The 20,131-nt window shown below is 76.0% G+C and carries 14 protein-coding genes; 4 read left to right on the top strand and 10 right to left on the bottom strand.

Translation table 11 applies throughout. The features are described from left to right. Positions 1 to 130 precede the first annotated feature (130 nt). The gene (locus T328_RS17150; protein ID WP_496496934.1) at positions 131 to 661 is read left to right on the top strand and encodes a DUF1203 domain-containing protein; all 531 of its coding nucleotides are present in this window, start codon (positions 131 to 133) and stop codon (positions 659 to 661) included. A 132-nt stretch (positions 662 to 793) separates the two neighbouring features. Next, positions 794 to 1,597, top strand: coding sequence for a VOC family protein (locus T328_RS17145; RefSeq protein WP_496496933.1), 804 nt, complete (start codon positions 794 to 796; stop codon positions 1,595 to 1,597). A 96-nt stretch (positions 1,598 to 1,693) separates the two neighbouring features. On the opposite strand, the gene T328_RS17140 is transcribed toward T328_RS17145, so the two are convergent. The 10 genes from T328_RS17140 to T328_RS17095 form a co-directional block, all read right to left on the bottom strand. Then, positions 1,694 to 1,918 (bottom strand): hypothetical protein, encoded by a 225-nt coding sequence (locus T328_RS17140; RefSeq protein ID WP_496496932.1) that lies wholly within the window; start codon positions 1,916 to 1,918, stop codon positions 1,694 to 1,696. Positions 1,919 to 2,039: 121 nt separating this feature from the next. Next, positions 2,040 to 4,166: a 4-alpha-glucanotransferase gene (locus T328_RS17135; protein WP_496496931.1), complete on the bottom strand. Its 2,127-nt coding sequence runs from the start codon at positions 4,164 to 4,166 to the stop codon at positions 2,040 to 2,042. A gap of 158 nt (positions 4,167 to 4,324) precedes the next feature. Continuing rightward, on the bottom strand, positions 4,325 to 4,546 hold the full coding sequence (locus tag T328_RS17130) for a hypothetical protein (protein ID WP_496496930.1): 222 nt from the start codon (positions 4,544 to 4,546) through the stop codon (positions 4,325 to 4,327). Positions 4,547 to 4,764: 218 nt separating this feature from the next. Beyond that, a complete protein-coding gene (locus tag T328_RS17125) occupies positions 4,765 to 6,693 on the bottom strand; it encodes an exo-alpha-sialidase (RefSeq protein ID WP_496496929.1) in 1,929 nt (642 codons plus the stop codon). 10 nt (positions 6,694 to 6,703) lie between these two features. Then, the gene (locus tag T328_RS17120) at positions 6,704 to 8,356 is read right to left on the bottom strand and encodes a sulfatase family protein (RefSeq protein WP_496496928.1); all 1,653 of its coding nucleotides are present in this window, start codon (positions 8,354 to 8,356) and stop codon (positions 6,704 to 6,706) included. Beyond that, a complete protein-coding gene (locus tag T328_RS17115) occupies positions 8,353 to 9,288 on the bottom strand; it encodes a dihydrodipicolinate synthase family protein (protein ID WP_496496927.1) in 936 nt (311 codons plus the stop codon). Before T328_RS17115 ends, T328_RS17120 begins: the two co-directional genes overlap by 4 nt. A gap of 165 nt (positions 9,289 to 9,453) precedes the next feature. Beyond that, a complete protein-coding gene (locus T328_RS17110; RefSeq protein WP_496496926.1) occupies positions 9,454 to 10,989 on the bottom strand; it encodes an ABC transporter substrate-binding protein in 1,536 nt (511 codons plus the stop codon). 75 nt (positions 10,990 to 11,064) lie between these two features. Further along, the gene (locus T328_RS17105) at positions 11,065 to 12,012 is read right to left on the bottom strand and encodes an ABC transporter permease (RefSeq protein WP_496496925.1); all 948 of its coding nucleotides are present in this window, start codon (positions 12,010 to 12,012) and stop codon (positions 11,065 to 11,067) included. After that, the gene (locus T328_RS17100) at positions 12,013 to 12,915 is read right to left on the bottom strand and encodes an ABC transporter permease (protein WP_496496924.1); all 903 of its coding nucleotides are present in this window, start codon (positions 12,913 to 12,915) and stop codon (positions 12,013 to 12,015) included. Positions 12,916 to 13,153: 238 nt separating this feature from the next. Then, the gene (locus T328_RS17095; protein WP_496496923.1) at positions 13,154 to 15,757 is read right to left on the bottom strand and encodes a dipeptide ABC transporter ATP-binding protein; all 2,604 of its coding nucleotides are present in this window, start codon (positions 15,755 to 15,757) and stop codon (positions 13,154 to 13,156) included. Positions 15,758 to 15,896: 139 nt separating this feature from the next. Here T328_RS17095 and T328_RS17090 point away from each other — a divergent pair, with 139 nt between their 5' ends. Together T328_RS17090 and T328_RS17085 are read left to right on the top strand one after the other, a co-directional pair. Further along, positions 15,897 to 16,595 (top strand): FadR/GntR family transcriptional regulator, encoded by a 699-nt coding sequence (locus T328_RS17090; protein WP_496496922.1) that lies wholly within the window; start codon positions 15,897 to 15,899, stop codon positions 16,593 to 16,595. Positions 16,596 to 16,864: 269 nt separating this feature from the next. Continuing rightward, positions 16,865 to 20,041, top strand: coding sequence for a glycoside hydrolase family 84 protein (locus T328_RS17085; RefSeq protein ID WP_496496921.1), 3,177 nt, complete (start codon positions 16,865 to 16,867; stop codon positions 20,039 to 20,041). The last annotated feature ends 90 nt before the right edge of the window (positions 20,042 to 20,131 follow it).

Below are 20,131 nucleotides of genomic sequence, written 5' to 3'. Positions count from 1 at the left end.
CACACCACCTTACGGAAGTGTGCACATCCCGGCCCACCGTTCCCCTGCATCGTCAGGCCCCCGAGGGAAAGGCGAACCTGACGTCGGATTTCCGCCAGCGTCTCCGCCCCGCGGCGCCCAGCCTGGACGCATGACGACGACACTCGCGGCCCCCGCCGCCCACCGTCCCGCCCCCATCCCTCCGGCCGTCCTGGCCCGCCTCCGCACCGCGGACGACGCCGGCCGCCCCGCGCGCCCGTTCGCCGACGACGAGGGCGGCGCCCCGCTGCGCTGCTGCCTGCGCCGCAGCCGGCCCGGCGAGCGGATCGCCCTCGTGTCGTACGCCCCGCTGCGCCGCTGGGCCGCCGAGGCCGGGGCGGACCCCGGGGCGTACGACGAGCAGGGCCCGGTCTTCGTCCACGCCGGCCCCTGCGCCGGCCCCGGCCCCGACCCCGCCGGGCACCCCTTCGCGGAGACCGGCGCGCTGCGGGCGTTCCGGCGCTACGACGCCGGCGGCCGGATCGAAGGCGGCGCCGCACTGCGGCTGCCGGACGACCCGGCGGCGGCGGGGGCGGCGGTGGAGCGGGCGCTGGCGGAGGCGTTCGCGGTGCCGGGGGTGGCACTCGTGCACGTACGGGCCGTGGAGTACGGCTGCTTTCTGTACGAGGTACGCCGCCCTTGACCTCGCCCGGGACCTGTCCCCGGCCCGCGCCTGACCCGTCCGCGCGCGACCTGCGGGCCGCGGCACTAGCGTGAGAAGTGCACAAATCCATGCAATACCCCCAGGCCCCGGCCGCAGAGGAGGCGACCCACCATGACCGCACGCCCCAAAGGCGCACCCTGCTGGGCGGACGCGACCTTCCCCGACCTGGAATCCGCGAAGAGCTTCTACGCCGACGTCTTCGGCTGGACCTTCGAGGACGCCGGTGAGGACGCCGGCCACTACACCCAGGCGTCGTCGGACAGCGGCGTCGCCGCCGGGCTGGCCCCGCCGATGGCGGGCATGCCGGACGACGCACCCGCGGACTGGACGCTGTACTTCGCCACCCCCGACGCCGACGCCACCGCCGGCCAGGTCGGCGAGCACGGCGGACGGGTCGTCACGGGCCCGATGGAGGTCGGCCCGTACGGCACGATGGCCATCGCCGAGGACCCGGACGGCATCCGGTTCGGCCTGTGGCAGTCGGGCAGCCACGAGGGCTTCGCCACGATCGGCGGCGAGCACGGCACCTACTGCTGGGCCGAGGTCGACACGCGCCACCCCGAGCACGCCGACGCCTTCTTCCCCGAGGTCTTCGGCTACCGGGTGCGCAAGATGCAGGACGACAAGATGGACTACGCCGTGTGGAGCGTCGGCGACGGCGACCCGCTGCTCGGCCGGGCCGAGCTGTCCGGGGACGCCTTCCCCGCCGGGACGCCCCCGCACGTGGGCATCTGCTTCGCCGTGGACGACTGCGACCGGGCGGTGGAGACGGCGCGGCGGCGCGGCGGCGAGGTGACGTTCGGGCCGCAGGACTCGCCGTTCGGGCGGATGGCGACGCTGCGGGACCCGCAGGGGGCGGCGTTCACCGTGATCAACGTCCACCGCACGGTCGGGGAGATGCCCGAGTTCGCCTGAGCGGGCCGACGGGCCGCACGGGCCGCACGCGCGCGAAAGGCGCCCGCCCCGGCGTACGGAGCGGGCGCCTGCGCGCGAACGTACGGCCCGGGGCCGTCAGCCCTTCTTCTTCTCGGCGGCGACCACCAGGCCGGCGATCACCGCGAAAGCCACCAGCGGGGTGAGCACGAAGAGACCGAGGGTCTCCGCGACGCTCAGCCCGGGGCCCGGGTCGTCACCGTCGTCGCGGTCGAGCGCGAAGGCGGCGGGGGACGACATCAGCATGATCAGCGCCGTCCCGGCGACAAGTGCACCGGCGCGCAGGGTCTTCTTCCTGTCCACGCTCAAACCGTAGCGAACACCGCCGCCACCCGCGCGCCCGGGGTCTCCTAAGGAGATGCACGCACGAGGAGCGCACACGCGAAGGGCGCACGCGCCTACGGTGCCCGCTCCCCCGCCGTGCTCAGGTGCGCGGCTCCGCGCCGCTTCCGGTCCCCGGCTCGCCGCGTAGCTCGCGCATCACCTCCGTCAGCAGCCGGTGCGTCCGCGGCGAGTCGGCCAGCTCCTCCAGCAGCACCGTGCGGTCGTCCGGATCGGCGATCGGCAGCCGCCAGTTGGGGTACTCCGCGCCCGTGCCCGGCACGTGCTGCGCGCGGCGGTCGCCGGCCGCGTCCGGCAGCCAGACGCCGACGAGCCGCGCCGGGGTGCGGGCGAGGAACCGGTACAGGCCGGTGATGACGGACGCCTCGTCGGTGCGGCCGTCGGGCAGCAGCCGGAGCCGGTCGAGCAGGTCGAGGTACGCGCCGACCTCGACGGCGTCCGCGGCGCGGGCGGCGTGCAGCGGGGCGTCGACGAGGCCCAGCTCGTGGCGGACGGCGAGGTGGGCGCCGCTGAGCCGGGCGGCGGTGGGCGGCAGGTCGTGGGTGGTGACGGTGGCCAGGGTGCCGGCCCGCCAGCGCTCCGGCGGCAGCGGCCGGGGCACGGCGGCGGTGGCCTCCGGCTCCGGTTCGCGCTCGGTCCACAGCACGGACGTGCCCAGCACGCCGCGGGCCGCCAGCGCGTCCCGTACGCCGCGGTCCGCCGGGTCGCCGCCGCCCGGGTCCGCGCCGCCCGGGTCCGCGCCGATCACCGGCGTGCCCGCCCGGTGCGCCTCCAGCGCCAGGACGCCGAGCATCGCCGCCGCGTCGTACGACACGTACGTGCCCTCCGCCGGCGGCCGTCCCGACGGCACCCACCACTGCCGGAACAGCCCGCCGACGTCCCCGACCCGCAGCGCCCCCGCCCGCCGCAGCGCGGCGCGCAGCACCGAGCGGTACGGGCCGTACCCGGTGGCCGCCAGCCGGTCGGGCCGCCACGGCGGCACGCCCAGGTCACCGCCGCGCGCGTCGAGGGCGTCCGGCGGGGTGCCGGCCGTGCAGCCGGCGGCGAGGACGGACTGCTCCGCCCAGGCGTCGGCGCCCGAGGGGTGGACGCCGGGCACCAGGTCGTGCACGACGCCGACGGCCATGCCGGCGTCCCGGGCGATCCGCTGGGCCCGCCAGAGCTGGTTGTCGGTGAGCCAGGCCAGCCGGCAGTGGAAGTCGATGCGGTCGAGCAGGTCGTGCCGGGCCCGGGTGGTGGCGGTGGAGCGCGGGTCGGCGAGGCCGCCGGGCCACGTACGCCAGTCGGGGCCGTGGATCTCGGCCAGCGCGCACCAGGCGGCGTAGTCGTCGAGCGGCTGGCCCTGCTCGGCGAGGAAGTGGTGGTACGCGACGCGCCGGCCGGGCGTCAGCTCGACGCGGAGCAGCAGCTCCAGCGCGGCCCGCTTCAGCCGCCACACCTCGTCGTGGTCGACGAGCCCGCCCTTGGCGCGCACCGTCTCGCGCAGCGCGGCGGCCCGGCCGGCCAGGGCGTCGGCCTCGGCGCGGTCGGCGGGGTCGAGGTAGCGGTACTCCGGTATGTCCTCGATCCGCAGGTGCACGGGGTCGGCGAAGCGCCGGGAGGAGGGGCGGTACGGGGACGGGTCGGCGGGCCGGTCGCCGCGGCCGGGGACGGCGGCGTGCAGCGGGCCGGGCTGGACGAAGTCCATGCCGTGGGTGCGTGCGGACCAGGCGGCCAGCTCGGCGAGGTCGCCGAGGTCGCCCATGCCCCAGGAGCGGCGGGACAGCAGCGTGGGCAGCCGCAGCGCGAGCCCGGCGCCGCGGCGGCGCGGCTGCGGCACCCGGGCGGGGGCGGCGACGACCGCGGCGGTGCCGGTGCGCCCGTCGGGCGCGGCGGCGGTGAGGATGTGGTGGCCCAGCGGCAGCGGGTCGCGGGGGTCGAGTTCTTCACCGCCCTCGCCGACGAGGAGGGTCTCGGTGCCGGCCGGCAGCGGGCCGGGGTCGAGGAGGGTGCCGGCGGGCGGCACCAGGGTCGCGGGCAGGAGCCGGTCCCGCTCGGCCGCTTCGTACGCCTCGATCGCCGCGGCGACGGCGGCGGGTCCGGAGGCGTCCACGCCGAGCGCGGCGAGGACGGCGGTGACGGTGTCCTCGGGGACCGGGACGGAGCGGCCGGGAGAGCGTTCGTACGAGGTCGCGACTCCGTGCAGCGCAGCTAATCGCGCCAGAGACATGCCACCCCCAGGTGGTATGTGACGTCATCGGCTCCGGCGTCACCCACGTCCCCGGTCGCGGGCCCCGGACGGGCCCCGCCGGGGTGAGCCGGCAGGGGTGATCGTACTGCGGCAGACGCGCGCCGTCAGCAGGCCGTCAGCGCGCCGTCAGCAGGCCGTCACGCGAAGTGAACGGGCGGCAGCGGCTCGCTGATCAGGTTGTCGTCGGCGGCGAGCGGCGGCTCGCTGGTCAGCGGGGTGCCCGCGGCGAGCGGAGGTTCGCTGGTCAGCGGCAGCTCGGCGCAGGAGCAGGAGCCGGCCAGGCCGTAGTCGGGGTCGGCGCCCTCGACGGGTTTGTGGTGGTGGTCGTGGCTGACTTCGTACGGGGCGGGAGCGGCCACCGCGGGTCCTCCTCGATCGACGGCTGGTCACGTCCGCCGCTACCCGATCACGGGCCCGGCAGTCGTGGCGACACGCGTTCGTGCCTTACGTCACAGTACCCGCAACGGGCGAATTCACTGTAACGGGCCCTGTGGAACGCAAGAGCTGTGGGCGCGTGCGCCCTCCCGGCTCGCTTTTTCCGCCGCGAGCCGGGAGGGCGGCGGCCGGCCCCGGAGGGCTAACGCCGGATCTGCTCCAGCGGCAGGTGCAGCACGGCCGCCCCCCGCGGCGCGCGGTTGTCCGCCGCGAGCTGCCCGGTCTGCGCGGCGTCGAGGGCGCGGTCGAACAGCCACACCTCGTCCACGGCGCCGACGAGCGGGTTGTTGATGCCGTTGACGCGCGCGCCGGCCCGGATGCCGGTGCGGGCGCCCGCGGAGACCGAGCCCGCGACCGGGCCGGAGGCGGCGGCGGACTTGCCGTCCACGTAGAGCGTGACACCCGTGTCGTCGCGGGTGAGTGCGACGTGGTGCCACTCGCCGTCGGCGAAGTCGCCGGGGGCGGAGACGAAGGTGTTCTGGGAGCCGGTGTTCACGTGGCCCCGGATGCGGTTCTGGTCCGGCTCCAGCCGGATCCACCACTTGGCGTCCGCCGCCTCCTCGGAGTGCGCCCAGAGCACGGCCTGCTGCTGCGCCCGCTCGGTGCTGCGGAACCAGGCGGCGGCGGTGAACGGCCCCTCGCCGAAGGCGAGTTCGCCGGTCAGCGGCGCCTCGACGTAGTCGCCGGCCAGCCCAAGACCGCGGCCGGAGGTGCCGCGGACGCGCTCCGGGGTGCCGCTGACGACGGCGTCGTGGCGGTGGCCGGAGGCGTCGGGCGTGGTCGCGGGCGGCGGCGGCGGGGTGTCCAGCGTCCCGGCGGGCACGTGCGCGTACGTGATCCGCTGGTGGTACGGCTGCAGGCCGTCGCCGGCCGGCGTGCGGTCGCCGTTCTCGTAGAGCACGCCGACACCGCCGGCGGCCGGTACGAGGTCGGAGTAGCCGGCCGGGCCGTCGTTCAGCTGCGGGCCGTCCCGCCAGGTGGCGCCGTCGTCGCGGCTGGTGCGCAGGGTGAGGTTCTCGCGCGCGGTGGCGTGCCGGGGCGCGGAGAACACCAGCCGCTCGGCCGGGTCGGAGGCGGCCGGGAGCGTGAGCACGGCGCCCTGGACGACGGGCGCGAGGAGGTCGGGCACCTCGCGGTACGGGGCGTCGAAGGTGGCGCCGCCGTCGCCGCTGAGGGTGGCGGCGCGGGTGCCGGGGCTGCTGCCGTGCTGGTCGCGGGTGTTGAAGTAGACGGTGCCGTCGGACAGCTCGGTGGCGGTGGTCTCGTTGGGGATGACGGTGCCGTCGGTGACCTCGTCGACGCCGCCGAGGTGCCAGGTGGCGCCGCCGTCGTCGCTGTAGAGGGCGTGGCCGCCGAAGAGGCGGTTGTCGGGGCAGGCGCCGCCGGGCTCCGGGGCGCGGGAGTGGTTGCCGGGGATGACGAGCCGGCCGGCGTGCGCGCCGCGGGTGAGCTGGGTACCGTGGCCGGGGCCGCCGACGAAGTGCCGCCACTCGGGCCGCTTGACGTCGGCGGTGATCTCCTGCGGTGCGGACCAGGTGGCGCCGTTGTCGTCGCTGTGCTGCATGAACGAGCGCCGGGTCTCCTCGGCGGTCGCCTGGCCGCAGATGACGTCCTCGCCGGAGACGCCGCCGCCGGTGCGGGTGGTGTTGAGCAGGACGCGGCCGGTGGCGCGGTCCACGACCGGCACGGGGTTGCCGAACTTGTTGCCGCCGTCGTCGGCGACGACGTCCAGCTCGCCCCACGTACGACCGCCGTCCGGAGACCGCTTGAGGACGAGGTCGATGTTCCCGTCGTCGCCCGCGCTGTCCACCCGGCCCTCGGCGAACGCGAGGAGCGTGCCGTCGGCGGCCTCGACGACGGCGGGGATGCGGAAGGTGTGGTAGCCGTCCTCGCCGCGTTCGAAGACGGTGGAGTACGTGATGCGCGACGTGGGTCCGGGCCGGGAGTCGCCCGCGGCGGCGGCCGGGACGGCGCCGGCCAGCAGGAGGCCGCAGGCGGCGAGGCCGACGGCTCTCAACGGGCCCCTGCGGCGGGCGGACTGACGACTGGATCTGCTGACTGGTACGGACATGGTGCTCCCTTCACGGGTGGGTGTCACCGGAGGAGGAGGCGGGAGAGGTGGAGACGGGGGCGGCCCAGGCGGGGCCGCCGGCGTCGAGGGCGCGGCGCACGGCCGCCGCGTCGTGCGCGCGCGCCGCGGCGCGCGGATCGCCGCCGGCCACCGCACCGGGGCCGGGGGCGCCCGCGACGCGGGGGGCGTTCTCGTCGAGGCGCGCCGGCACCGGAGTGTCGAACACCGCCCAGCGCCACAGCGCCTCGCGCAGCTCGGCGGCGGCGTCCGCGCAGGCCGGGTCCGCGAGCCGGTCGGTCAGCTCGTAAGGGTCGGACTCCAGCTCGTACAGCGCGTCCTCGGCCGGATCGGCGGCCAGCAGCAGCTTGTGCGTACGGGAGCGGGCCATGAGCACCCGGCCGCGCCGCCGGTCCTCGGCGAAGACGTAGCGGTGTCCGGCGCCCGGCCCGGCGAGGTCGCGCCCCGGCAGATCGCCGGGCGCGGCGACGCCGCAGGCGGCGAGCACCGTGGGGGCGACATCGACCAGCGAGGCCGGGGCATCGCACACCTCCCCGGCGCTCGCCTCCCCGGCGCTCACCTCCCCGCGCCGGCCGCCACCGCGGGCCCCGGCCGGGTACTTGACCAGCAGCGGCACCCGCACCAGCGGGTCGTACATCGGACCGTCCTTGAGCAGCAGGTGGTGGAAGCCCAGGTACTCGCCGTGGTCGGAGGTGAACAGCACGAGGGTGTCGTCGTAGAGCCCGCGCCGGCGCAGCGCGTCCAGGAGCCGGCCGACGTGGTGGTCGAGCTGGGCGATGGAGCCGTAGTAGTGCGCGAGGACGGTACGCAGCACGGGTTCGGTCAGCGGCCCGTAGTCGAAGTACGCGCGGGCGTGCGGCAGATCGGCGTCGGGGATCTCGGGGGTCCAGCCCGGCGGGAGCGTGAGCGCGGCCGGGTCGTGGAGCGTGTCCCAGGGTGCGGGCGGATCGAAGGGGTGGTGGGGTTTGACGAACGAGACGTGCAGAAGATGACCGCCGCCGTCGTCCCACGCCTCGATCTCGCGCAGGGCACGGTCGCCGATCCAGGTGGTGGAGTGCCACTCCTCGGGCAGGTCGGAGCGGCCGGTGCCGTACGTGTCCCGGTAGCCCGGCGGCGCCTGGGGGCGGAGCGTGAGTTCCTGGTCGAGCAGGTCGACGACGTCGGCGCGGCCGGCGGCGCGCAGCTCGCGGTGGTAGTCGTCGTCGTAGCGGCCGGGGCCGTGCTGCTCGGCGAGCTGCAGGTGGTCGTAGCCGACGTCGAGGTAGGTCGGGGTGAAGTGCATCTTGCCGACGGCGGCGGTGCGGTAGCCGGCGCGGCGCAGGGCGCGGGGGAAGGTGTCGAGGGCGGGGTCGAGGGTGCTGTGGTTCGTCCAGGCGCCGTGCTGGTGGGCGTAGAGGCCGCTGAGGAGGGCGTAGCGGGAGGGGGTGCAGACGGGGTACGGGCAGTACGCCTCGGTGTGCCGGACTCCGTCGGCGGCGAGCCGGTCGAGGGCGGGGGTGCGGACGTCGGGGTGGCCGGCGGCGCCGAGGCAGTCCCAGCGGTACTGGTCGGCCTGGATGACCAGCACGTTGGGGCGGGCGGCGGCGGGACGGCCGGGCGGCCCGGGGTGCGGCGCGGTGTGCGGCCCGGGGGGCGGTACGGTCACGCGGGCGGCCCGTCCGGGAAGCCGATGCGTTCGAAGTCGGCGCGCAGGGCGTCGAGCTGGGCGTCGTCGAGGGTGCCCAGCGGCTCCCGGCACGGGCCGCAGTCCACGCCCGCGAGCCGCGTGGCCGCCTTGAAGCCGGGCAGCTCGCCGGCGGGGCGGGAGGCGGCGTCGATGGCGGCCTGGGCGAGGAGCTGGCAGGCGCGCGCCCGGTCGGTCTCGCCGCGTTCCAGGTGGTGGACGAGCCGCAGGTAGACGGGGGCGGCGAAGTTGTACGCGGAGCCGATCGCGGCGCGCGCCCCGACCCCGGCGGCGGCGAGCAGCAGCCGGGCGCTGCCGAAGTACATCTCGTACGTGTCCCCGGCCCGTTCCAGACATCGCTGGAAGTCGGTCAGGTCGTTGTCCGCGTACTTGATCCCGGCGAAGGTGGGGATGCGCCTGGCGGCCTCGGTGAGGAACTCGCTGGCCGGCACCTGCACCCCGGTAACGGACGGTATGTGGTAGTAGATGAACGGCAGTCGGGGGGCCGCGGCGGCCAGCGGGGCGAGGAAGTCGGCGAGCGCCGCGGCGTCCCGGGGCCGGTGGAAGTACGGCGGGACGGCGGAGATCGCGCGGGCGCCGCTCGCCTCGGCGTGGGCGGCGAGGGCCTGCGCCGTGGCGAGGCTGGTGTGGCCGACGTGCGCGATGACGTCCATCCGCCCCTCCGCCACCGCGCACCACCGCTCCAGCAGCGCCATCCGCTCGGTGGTGGTGAGTGACGCCCCCTCGCCGGCGGTGCCGCCGACGTACACCGCCGGGCAGTCCCAGGCCGCCACCGCGTCCGCCTGCTTGCCGACGGTCTCCAGGTCGAGTCCGCCGTCGGGGCGGAAGGGGGTGAACACGGCGGTGAGCAGGCTCATCACAGGGCTGGCGGCGGCGTAGTCAAGCGCTTTCATACGGGTCCTTTCTCGGAGGATCGGAGTCGGGTGTACGGGTACGGGCGCGCGGCGGCGCCGCCGGCCCCGGGCGGACGGGCGGCGGTGGACGGACGGGCGGACGGGCGGGCGGACGGACGGACGGCGGGTGCGGCGGACGGCGGTCTCCGCCGCACCCCTCCGCCGCTAGCCGGTGCGGGTACTGGTGAGGTCGAGGAAGTCGCGCTTGTCGACGGCGTAGCCGCTGATGTTCCGGTCCAGCGCGGCGAGCGAGGGCCGGGTGGCGATGCCCACGGCCCACGCCTCGTCGACGAGCACCTCGTTCAGCTCCGCGTACGCCGTAGCCTGCGCGTCGGGCGTGAGCGCGGTGCGGCTGGCCTCGACGGCGGCGGCGTAGCGGGCGGGGACGTTGGCGCCCATCATCACGTTGTCCTCGGTGGGCAGCATCTGCCGCCCGCGGGAGATCAGCGACGGGCTCTGCAGGTTGTTCGGCTGCGCGGCGATGCAGCACTCCAGCTCGCCGGCGAACAGCGCGTCGAGGAACGCCGTCTCCTCCATCGGCTGCAGCGTCAACTCGAAGCCGATCTTCTCCAAGTCCGCCTGGATCGCCTGCACGATGTCCTTGGCGCCCGGCTCGGGGCCGAACGCGGCGGTCGCCTTGCGCGGCCCGCCGGCGGCGTCCAGCAGCTTCTTCGCGGCGTCGAGGTCGAAGCCGTGGGAGTCGAGGTAGGCGGAGTCGAACGCCGGGGACTCCGGCATGAACGCGGTGTAGACGGGCTTGCCGAGGCCGAAGCGGACCTGGTCGATGATCCGTTCGCGGTCGACGGCGCGGGCGAGGGCCTGGCGCACCTTCTTGTCGTCGAACGGCGGCTTGGCGCCGTTCATGAAGAACAGGTCCATCCGGCCGGCGCCCTGGACCAGCTTGTAGCGGTCGCGCAGCCGGTCGGCGTTGCGCAGCGACAGGTACACCGCGCCGTCGAGGTCGCCCGACTCCAGCGCGCTGACGAGGGACTCCTCGTCGCGGAAGAAGCGGAACTCGACCTCGTCCAGCCGCGGCTGGCCGCGGTCCCAGTAGTCCGGGTTCTTCTTCAGCCGCAGCAGCCGGTCCCGCCGGAAGTCCTCCAGCAGGAACGGGCCGGAGCCGGCCGGCTCCTTCTCCAGCACGGCGACCTCGTTCTGCTTCGCCGGCACCAGCGGGAAGGCGAACATCCAGTCCAGGACCAGCTCGTCGGGCACGGTCTCGGCGAAGTCCAGCCGCACGGTGCGCTCGTCCTCGGCGGTGGCGCTGTCGATGAACGCGGTCGTCGCGGCCAGCGTGAACCCCGCCTCGGGGTCCTTGGCGCGCTCGACGCCGGCGACGACGTCGGCGGCGGTGACCGCCTTGCCGGACTGGAACTCGCTCTCCCGCAGGGTCACGGTCACGGACTTCTTGTCGTCGGCGAACTCCCACTTCGAGGCCGCTGCGGGCTTGGGGGTGTAGTCGTCGGTGTAGTCGAGGAGATAGGCGTAGAAGGTGTGGATGTGCAGGGCGGTGTTCGTCTGGTACGGGTCGAACTGCATGATCTGCGTGGTGCCGAGGGTCAGCCGGCCGGACGCACCGCCGGACTGGCTGCCCTCGCCGCAGGCGGTCAGCAGCGGTACCCCGGCCAGCGTGCCGGCTCCCGTCAGACCGGCGGCCTTGAGCAGGGAGCGCCGGCTGAGCCGTGGCGCGGGTCGTGCCATGGCAGGACTCCTTTGATGTAGTGCGTGCGCGGGTGTCGGTGGAGCGGGTTCCGGAGGAGTCGGTGAGGCGGCGGCTCAGGCGAGCCGGATCCGCGGGTCGAGGTAGGCGTAGAGGACGTCGACCAGCAGGTTGAGACAGAGGAAGGCGGCGACGACGAAGAGCACGCCGCCCTGCACGACGGCGTAGTCGCGCTCGCCGATCGAGGTGTAGAGGAGCCGGCCGAGGCCCGGGTAGTTGAAGACCGCCTCGATGACGACGGTCCCGCCGAGGAAGCCGCCGAGCTGGATGCCGACGATGGTGACGGTCGGCAGCGCGGCGTTGCGCAGCGCGTGCCGGCGTACGACGTACCGCTCCGGCACGCCCTTGGCGCGCGCGGTGCGGATGTAGTCCCGGCCCATCACCTCGCGCAGCGAGGCGGCCAGGAAGCGGGCGAGCACGCTGGAGGCGTGCACGGCGACGGCCAGCGCGGGCAGGATCGTGGCGCGTACCGCGCCGACCGGGTCGCTGAACAGCGGCACGTAGTCGCTGGCCGCGGGGAGCGCGCCGAGCTGCACGGCGAAGACGATGATGAGCAGCAGGCCGAGCCAGAAGGCGGGGATCGCGAGCCCGGCGGTGAGGTACGCGTCGGCGGCACGGCCGGCCCACGAGCGGGGGCGCAGCGCGACGACGGTGCCGACGGGGATGCCGATGAGCAGGGTGAGCGCCATGGCGAAGGCGGCGAGCTGCCCGGTGGCGGGGACGGTGTCGAGGAGGGTCGAGCGGACGGATTCGGCGGAGAAGTACGAGTCGCCGAGGTCGCCGGTGACGGCGTTGCCGAGCCAGGTGACGTACTGCTGCACCACCGAGTCGTCCAGGCCGAGCCGCTCGCGGGTGGCGGCCAGTTCGGCGGGGGCGGCGTCGGGGCCGGTGAGCACCGTCGCGGGGTCGCCGGGCAGCGCGAAGACGAACGCCCAGACGGCGAGGGAGCCGAGGAAGAGCACGAGGGCGAACTGCAGCAGCCGCCGGATGACGTACGCGTACATCTAGATCGTCCCCTCTCGCGCCCCGCCGGTCACGGCGGTGCCGAACGCCCGTTGCAGCCCGCGCCCCACCCGGTCGAGGCAGAAGACCGTGAACGCGAGGCAGAGCCCGGGGAAGACGCCGTACCAGGGGCTCTGGTGCAGGTACGAACGCGCCTCCTGGAGCATCCCGCCCCACGAGGGCGCGGGCGGCGGGGTGCCGAGGCCGAGGAGGCTGAGGCCGGACTCGACGACGACCGCGAGCGAGGCGGTGACGACGAGCTGGACGAGGATGGGCCCGAGGACGTTCGGGAGCACCGTGCGGACCATGGTGTCGGCGGCCGGCGCGCCCATGCCGCGGGAGGCGACGACGAAGTCGCGCTCCCGGATGGAGAGCGTGGCGGCGCGGGTGAGCCGGGCGAACTCCGGTACGGCGCCGATGCCGATGGCGAGGATGAGGTTCAGCCGGCCGGGGCCGAGGACGGCGATGATCACGAGCGCGAGCAGGATGCCGGGCACGGCGAGCAGCAGGTCGGTCAGCCGCATGGCGACGGCGTCGGCCCAGCGGCCGACGTAGCCGGCGACGAGGCCGAGCGGCACGCCGACGAGCGCGCCGAGGGCGGCGGCGCCGAAGCCGACGAGCAGCGAGGCGCGGGTGCCGTGGATGACGCGGGAGGCGACGTCGCGGCCGAGTTCGTCGGTGCCGAGGAGGTGGGTGGCGGAGGGGCCGAGGAGGTTGTCGGCGCCCTGTTCGTTGGGGTCGAAGGGGGCGACCCAGGGGGCGAGGAGGGCGAGGAGTACGAGCAGCAGCAGCCCCGCGGCGCCGACGAGCGCGGAGCGGGAGCGGGCGAAGCGGCGGGCGGCGGCGAAGCGGGGCGCCCTCCCGGGCGGGGCGGCGGGGGTCTTGGGCGGGGCGGCGGCGGTCATGAACGCACCTCGCGCCCGTGGGGGTCGATCGCGCGGCGGACATCGGAGACAGGGGACGCGGGGCCGGTGCCGCGGAGGCGCTCGGCGGCACGGCAGGCGGCAGGGTTCATGAACGCACCACCCGCCCGTAGGGGGTCGATCGCGCGGCGGACATCGGAGACAGAGGACGCGGGGCCGGTGCCGCGAAGGCGCTCGGCGGCACGGCAGGCGGCGGGAGTCCTGTGCGGGGCGGCGGCGGTCATGTGTGGACCTCGCGGGGTACGGAACCGGTGGCGCGGGGGGTGTCGGCGCGGGGGGTGTCGGCCGTGGGGGAGGCGGCGGGGCCGCGGGAGGCGTCGGGACCGCGGAGGGTCTCGGCGAAGTGGCAGGCGGTCAGGCCGCCGTCGACGGCGCGCAGCGCCGGCTCCTCGGCGGCGCAGCGCTCCTCGGCCAGCGGGCAGCGGGTGCGGAAGCGGCAGCCCGACGGGGGATCGGCCGGGCTCGGGACGTCGCCGCCGAGCGGCGCCCGGCGGCGGGACTCGCGGCCGGCGGGGTCGGGGGCGGGCACGGAATCGAGGAGCGCGCGGGTGTACGGGTGGCGGGGCCGGGCGTAGATGCGCTCGACGGGGCCGGTCTCCACGATCCGGCCGAGGTACATGACGGCGACCTCGTCGGCGACCTGCCGGACGACGGACAGGTCGTGGCTGACGAAGAGGTACGCCATGCCGGACTCGTGCTGCAGGTCGGCGAGGAGGTTGAGGACCTGCGCCTGGACGGAGACGTCGAGCGCGGAGACCGGTTCGTCGAGGAGCAGCAGCCGCGGGCGCAGCGCGAGGGCGCGGGCGATGGCGACGCGCTGGCGCTGGCCGCCGGAGAACTCGGCGGGGTAGCGGTCGGCGTGCTCGGGGCGGAGGCCCACGCGATCGAAGAGGTCGAGCACGCGGTGGCGCCGCTGCGGGCGGCTGAAGCCGCCGGCGAGGCGCAGGGGTTCGGCGACGTTGTCGCCGACGCTGAGGCGGGGGTTCAGCGAGGCGAAGGGGTCCTGGTAGACCATCTGCACCCGCTGCCGGATGCGCCGCAGCTCGGCGCGGTTCGCGCGGACGAGGTCGTGCCCGGCGACGGCCAGTTCCCCGCCGGTGGGCGGGACGAGCCGCAGCAGCATCCGCGCCAGCGTCGACTTCCCGCACCCGGACTCCCCCACGAGCCCGAGCGTCCGCCCGGCGGGTATCCGCAGCGACACCCCGTCGACGGCGTGCACGTACCCGGAGGTGCGGGAGAAGACGCCGGTGCGGATGGGGAAGAGCTTGCGCGCGTCCCGTACGTCAAGCGCGAGCCCGCCGTCCGGCGGTGCGCCACGCGGCGCGGCGACGACCGGTTCGGACGCGGCGGGCGACCCCGGTACGTCCACGCCCGAAGTGGTGCCGCCGTCCGGCGGGGCACCGGACTTCGCCGCCGCGCCGCGCGGCGGGGCGGCGAGCGCAGGGCCGCCGTCCGGCGACGACGCACCAGGCTCCGACGAAGCCGCCTCCCCCGACCCGCCCACGGTACCGCCGGGCGCACCCGGCGCCGCAGGCAACGCGAACGCCCCCGCATCCGTGCCCGTGACGGCGGACTCCGCCGCCGCACCACGCGGCGCAGCCGCGGGCGGGGCGGGCCCGGGGCCGACCACACCCGCATCGCCCGCATCGCCCGCGGCACCCGCGGCACCCGCGTGCGGCCCCTCGCCATCGCCCGGCCGCACCCCGGACTTCTCCGGCTCACCGTGCCGCGGCGAAGCCGTACCCCGCGCCCCGGCCCCGCCGGAGGCCGCGCCCGCGTCGCGCGCGTCGCGCGCTGCGACATCCCGATCGGGTCCCGCCGCCCTTGGGGGCGGGCCGGCCTCGGCCGGGTAGTGGCACGCGCTCAGGCCGTCGCCGATCGCCACCGGCTCCGGCCGCTCCTGCGCGCACCGCGCGCGGTCGTGGCCCACCGCGCAGCGCGGGGCGAACAGGCAGCCCGGGGGCGGGTCGATCAGGTCCGGGGGCTGGCCCGGGATGGGCGTGAGGCGCTCGGCGCGCGCGTCGAGGCGCGGCAGCGACGCCAGCAGGGCCGCGGTGTACGGGTGCCGGGGCCGGGCGAAGACGTCGTGCACCGCGCCCGACTCGACCACCCGCCCGCCGTACATCACGCACAGCCGGTCCGCGGTCTCCGCCACCACCCCCAGGTCGTGGGTGATCAGCACGGTCGCCGCGCCCGTCTCCCGCGCCGCCCGCCGCAGCACGTCCAGGATCTGCGCCTGGACGCTGACGTCCAGCGCCGTCGTCGGCTCGTCCGCGATCAGCACCCGCGGCCGGTTGGCCATCGCCATCGCGATGACCGCGCGCTGGCACATCCCGCCGGAGAACTGGTGCGGGTACGCGTCGTACCGCCCCTCGGGGTTCGGCACGCCGACCTCGTCGAGCAGCTCCACCGTCCGGGCCCGCGCGGCGGGCGCCGTCAGCGTCCGGTCGTGCACCCGCAGCGCCTCCGCGATCTGGTCGCCCACGCGCTGCACCGGATTCAGCGCCGAGCCGGGGTCCTGGAAGATCATCGCCACGTCGCGGCCGAGCACCGTGCGCAGTTCGTCCGCCGGCAGCGCCAGCAGGTCCGTGCCGCCAAGCAGCGCCTGCCCGGTCACCCGCCGCACGTTCCCGGCGGACAGCAGCCCCAGTGCGGCCAGGGCCGTGACGCTCTTGCCGGAGCCGGTCTCGCCGACGACGCCGAGGGTCTCGCCGGCGGCGACGTCGTAACTGACGCCGTCCGCCGCGCGCACCACGCCGGCCGCGGTGTCGAACTCAACGGTCAGGTCCCTGATACTCAGGGCCGACCCCGTGTCTGTGGCCACCGGCTCCCCCTATGGGAACGTTCGGAGTCTGCAAGATATCCTACAAGTTCGGGAACGTAGGTTGACGGTGCGCCGCTGTCAAGAGCCGTGGTAGGACGGGGATTCGAGAGTGGATGAGCGAAGAAGGCGGGAGTCGTCGGTGCAACCAGCGTTCAAGCGGGTGGAGACCGTGCCCCCGCTGCACAAGACGGTGCAGGACGAGATCAGGCACTACATCATCAAGCGCGGGCTGCGGCCCGGCGACCCGCTCAAGCCGGAGGCCGAGCTGGCCCGCCTCTTCGGCGTCAGCCGCAACTCCGTCCGGGAGGCGGTGAAGGCCCTGGAGTCCACGGGCGTGCTCGAAACCCGCCGCGGCAGCGGCGTGTTCATCCGGGACTTCTCCTTCACCCCGCTGCTCGACAACCTCCCGTACGGGCTGATGCAGGGGCCCCGCGCCCTCGGCGAGCTGGTCGCGCTGCGCAAGGCTCTGGAGTCCGGCATGGTCGCCGACGCGATGCGGGCGCTGACGCCGCAGAGCGTCACGTCGCTGCGCGAGGTGCTCGCCGGGATGCGCGCGGCGGCGGACCGGCAGGAGGAGATCGCCGAGCTGGACCGGGAGTTCCACCGCCTGCTCTTCGCCGACCTCGGCAACTCGATGCTGCTGCAGCTCTTCGACCTGTTCTGGGTGGCGTACCACCGGGCCGCGCCCACCGCCCCGCACCGCGACCCGGAGGTGATCCACCAGCTGCACGCCCGCATCCTCGACGCGGTGCTCAGCGGCGACCCCGAGCAGGCCAGGGAGGCCGTGCGGCAGCACTACGTCGGCATCGAGGAGCGCGTCGCCGATTCCGCGCCGTGACGCCGCGGACGCCCCCGGTCCGCTCGCTGGACGGATCGGGGCCGCCCGGCGCGTTGACAGCGGCGGTGCCGCGATGGTGGGCTCTCCGCTGCGCCCCACACGCGAACGCGCCGCGGGGCGGAAGCGGAATTCGTAACAGCGGTGAAACGCCGTGGCGTTGGGCTGCCGAAAGCGTTGGCGTTACGGTCGGAGAGCCGGCCGGGACGCGGCGTACGGCACCGGAAGCGGACGGAGGGCGGGCGGAGTTGGGCGGAGCTGCCAGGCGGCGGGTGGCCACGGCGACGGCGCTGTCCGCCGCCGTGATCGGCGGGCTGCTCGGCGGCCGGGCGTCGGACGCCGCCGCCCAGCCGCGGCAGCCGGACGGCGGCGGCGGGTCGGCGGGGTCGGCCGGGTCGGCCGAGACCCCGGCCGCGGAGGCGGCGCTCAACGACGCGGTGTGGCCGCGCCCGCAGCAGCTGCGCGCCCGCGACGGCGAGGTGCATGCGGGCGGGCAGGCGGTGCTCGTCACCCCCGAGGGCGCGGACGCGCGGGCGCTCGCCGAGCTGCGCGAGGTGCTGCGCGCCGTCGGCGTACGGGAGTTCACGCAGGTACGCCCCGGCGCCGCGCTGCCCGCCACCGGTCTGGTGGTCTACGCCGAGGAGTCGCCGTCCGGCCCCGCGGGCGTCGCGGGTCCGCCGCCCCGGCGCTCCCCCGCCGACGCCGCGCTGCGCGCGCTGGGCGCCGGCGAGCAGGCCGACCTGCCCGCCGGCGGCTACCGGCTGGCCGCCGGGCAGCACGACGGGCGCGACGTCGTCGCCCTGGCCGGCACCGACGCCGAGGGCCTCTTCCACGGCGTGCAGACGCTGCGCGAGGCGGCCCGCGCCGCCCGTACGGAGGGCACGCTGCCCGCCCTGTCCGTACGCGACTGGCCCGGCACCGCCGTCCGCGGCATCGCCGAGAACCACTACGGCCGCCCCTGGACGCACGAACAGCGCCTGGCGCAGCTCGACTTCATGGGCCGTACGAAGCTCAACCGCTACCTCTACTCCCCCGGCGACGACCCGTACCGCCAGGCCGGCTGGCGCGAGGCATACCCGGCCGAGCAGCGCGCCCGCTTCCGCGAGCTGGCCGAGCGGGCCCGCGCCAACCACGTCACGCTCGCCTGGGCGGTGGCGCCCGGCCAGAACTTCTGCTTCTCCTCCGGCCGCGACCGCAAGGACCTGCTGGCCAAGGCGGACGCCATGTGGGCGCTGGGCGTACGGGCGTTCCAGCTGCAGTTCCAGGACGTCAGCTACAGCGAGTGGGCCTGCGACGAGGACGCCGACGAGTACGGCTCGGGGCCGGAGGCCGCCGCCCGCGCGCAGGCCGAGACCGCCAACGCGCTCGCCGCGCACCTGTCCCGCCGGCACCCGGGCGCGCCCCCGCTGTCGCTGCTGCCGACCGAGTACTACCAGGACGGCGCCACCGACTACCGCACCGCGCTCGCCGGCGAGCTGGACGAGCGGGTGGAGGTCGCGTGGTCCGGCGTCGGCGCCGTACCCAGGGAGATCAGCGGCGGCCAACTGCGCGCCGCCCAGGCCGCGTTCGGCGGCCACCCGCTGGTCACGCAGGACAACTACCCCGTCAACGACTACGCCCGGGACCGCATCTTCCTCGGCCCGTACGACGGCCGCGACCCGGCGGTCGCCGCCGGCTCCGCGGGCCTGCTGGCCGGCGCCATGGAGCAGCCCGCCGCCTCGCGCATCCCGCTCTTCACGGTCGCCGACTACGCCTGGAACCCGCGCGCGTACGATCCGGCCACCGCCTGGCGCGCCGCCGTCCGCGACCTCGCCGCGGACGCCCCCGACCCGCAGCGCGCGGGCGCCGCGCTCGCGGCGCTGGCCGGGAACTCCGCGTCGTCGGAGCTGGGCGCCACGGAGTCGGCGTACCTGCGGCCGCTGATCGCGGACTTCTGGCGGGAGCGGGAACGCGCGTCGGGCGGGCGGCGGGGCGCGGAGGACGCACAGCAGGCCGCGCGGCGGCTGCGGGACGCGTTCACCGTGATGCGCCGGGCGCCGGAGGAGCTGGCGCCGCTGGCGGACGGCACGTTCGGCGCCGAGGTGCGGCCGTGGCTGGCGCAGCTGGCGCGGTACGGGCAGGCCGGCGAGCGGGCGGTGGACATGGTCACCGCGCAGGCCGACGGGCGCCACGGCGAGGCGTGGCAGGCGCGGCTGGAGCTGCAGCGCCTCGCCGGCGAGGCGGGGCGCCCCGGCCCTGGCAGCGGGGTGGTGGGCGCGGGCGTGCTCGACTCCTTCCTCAGCCGGGCGCTGACCGACTCGGACTCCTGGCTGGGCGCGGGCGACGCCGCCAAGCGCGGCGGCCCGGGCGGTGGGGCATCCGCCGCCGGCGGCGCGGAGCCGCTGCCCGGCTCGTCGGTGCCGGCGGCGGCCGACGGCAGGCCGGCGACGTCGTACGAGGCCGCGCGCCCGCCGTCACCCGGCACCCGCGAGGCGCTGGTGGTGGAGTTCGACCGGCGCCGGCCGCTGCAGGCGGTGACGGTACTGACCCAGCCCGGCACCGGCACCCGGGCCGAGGTGCAGATCCGGGTACGGGACGGGGGCCGGACCACGTGGCGCCCACTCGGCGAACTCGACGGCGGCGGCTGGACGGAGCTGGCCGCGAAGCGCGCCGAGGCCGACGCGGTACGGCTCGTATGGGCCGCCGACACCACGGCGCCGGTCGTGCACGAGGTGGTGCCGTGGTCCGCCGACGAGCCCGCTGCCCGGCTCTCGCTCTCCCGCGAGGAGGCCGACCTAACCATCGGCGGCGAACCGGTCATCGTGGACGCGGAGCTGTCCGCGCGGCGGCCGGGCGACGCGGGCGGCACGGTGACCGCGAAGGCGCCGGAGGGGCTGACGGCCGAGTTCCCCGGCGAGGTGCGGATACCCCGCGGCACGACCGCCCGGGCCCCGATCGAGATCCGCGCGACGGACGACGTGCGGGCCGGCACGTACGAGATCCCGGTGCGCCTGGAGGACGGCGACTCCACCCAGGTCCGCACGGTCACCGTGCACGCCCACCCGCCGGTGGGCGGCCCCGACCTGGCGCGCGCCGGCCGCGCGTCGTCGTCGGCGGACGAGACGCCGGACTTCCCGGCGGCGGCAGTGGCGGACGGCGACCCGGAGACGCGGTGGTCGTCGCCGGTCGAGGACGGCGCGTGGGTGCAGGTGCGGCTGGCGGAGCCGGCGCGGGTCGGCGAGGTGGCACTCGCCTGGGAGAGCGCGTACGCCAAGCGCTACCGCGTGCAGGTCTCCGCCGACGGCCGCCGCTGGCGCACGGCGGCGGCGGTGGACGACGGCGGAGGCGGGCGCGAGTCGGTGCGGATGGACGAGCGCGAGGTGCGATACGTGCGGGTGCAGGGCGTGGAGCGGGCGACGAAGTTCGGCTATTCGCTGTACGCGGTCGAGGTCCGGGCCGTACGCGACTGACCGGGTGCACGTAACTGGTCGAACCCGCCCCGACCTTCCTCGACCTTCCCCGCAAACTGGGACAAACTAGCCACCACTGGCCGACTTCTG

The sequence above is a fragment of the Streptomyces sp. CNX435 genome (genome assembly GCF_059570575.1).
Note: the sequence above shows the minus strand (reverse complement) of the source record. Positions and strands in the feature narration are given on the sequence as shown.

Coding starts and splice junctions, on each gene's coding strand:
- T328_RS17115 (WP_496496927.1), bottom strand. CDS start 9,288: ATGAAAGCGCTTGACTACGCCGCCGCCAGCCCTGTGATGAGCCTGCTC.
- T328_RS17135 (WP_496496931.1), bottom strand. CDS start 4,166: ATGTCTCTGGCGCGATTAGCTGCGCTGCACGGAGTCGCGACCTCGTAC.
- T328_RS17110 (WP_496496926.1), bottom strand. CDS start 10,989: ATGGCACGACCCGCGCCACGGCTCAGCCGGCGCTCCCTGCTCAAGGCC.
- T328_RS17145 (WP_496496933.1), top strand. CDS start 794: ATGACCGCACGCCCCAAAGGCGCACCCTGCTGGGCGGACGCGACCTTC.
- T328_RS17100 (WP_496496924.1), bottom strand. CDS start 12,915: ATGACCGCCGCCGCCCCGCCCAAGACCCCCGCCGCCCCGCCCGGGAGG.
- T328_RS17125 (WP_496496929.1), bottom strand. CDS start 6,693: ATGTCCGTACCAGTCAGCAGATCCAGTCGTCAGTCCGCCCGCCGCAGG.
- T328_RS17150 (WP_496496934.1), top strand. CDS start 131: ATGACGACGACACTCGCGGCCCCCGCCGCCCACCGTCCCGCCCCCATC.
- T328_RS17105 (WP_496496925.1), bottom strand. CDS start 12,012: ATGTACGCGTACGTCATCCGGCGGCTGCTGCAGTTCGCCCTCGTGCTC.